The organism is [Flexibacter] sp. ATCC 35208 (assembly GCF_001975825.1).
In the GTDB taxonomy this organism is placed as follows: domain Bacteria; phylum Bacteroidota; class Bacteroidia; order Chitinophagales; family Chitinophagaceae; genus Chitinophaga.
Genome location: NZ_MTKN01000253.1, coordinates 1 through 549 on the forward strand (window position 1 = coordinate 1; position 549 = coordinate 549).

At 15.5% G+C, this 549-nt stretch carries 1 protein-coding gene and 1 pseudogene; both read left to right on the forward strand.

Translation table 11 applies throughout. The annotated features are described in order from the left end of the window. A partial coding sequence (locus tag BW716_RS37985) for a hypothetical protein (RefSeq protein WP_220388932.1) occupies positions 1-183 on the forward strand: 183 nt, incomplete at its 5' end. A 277-nt stretch (positions 184-460) separates the two neighbouring features. After that, positions 461-549, forward strand: a pseudogene (locus tag BW716_RS39545) (trigger factor); the annotation flags it as partial.

Sequence of the window (549 nt, forward strand, 5' to 3'; positions counted from 1 at the left end):
TTAAATAAACAGTTATTAATCATAACTAGTTCTTTTCTACTATTAATAAAAAAAATAAAAATTTTAATATTAAAATCAATTCAAATAGAAAAAAAAAAAAACAAAAAAAAAAGAAAAAAAAAAAAAAAAAAAAAAAAAAAAAAAAAAAAAAAAAAAAAAAAAAAAAAATATAAAAAAAAATAAAAAATATTAAAAATATAAATATTATATATTAGAAAAATAATTAAAAAATAAAAAAAAAGAAATAATAAAAATAAGTAAAAAAAAAAAATTGTATTTAATAGAATAATAAAAAATATAAAAATAAGATTAAAATATACAAATTAAAAAAAAAAAAAAAAAATTTATAAAAATAAATAATGGAAACCGTTACAAAAAAAAAATGGGTTTATAAAATAAAAAGACAACGGAAAAAGTGAGCAAGAAAAATTATCTCCAAAATTAAAAAAAAGAAAAAAAAAAGCTAAGAAAAACCGCCAATATACCAGGCTTCCGTAAAGGTATGGTGCCAGCAGGGATGGTGAAAAAAATGCACGGTCCGGCAATCTT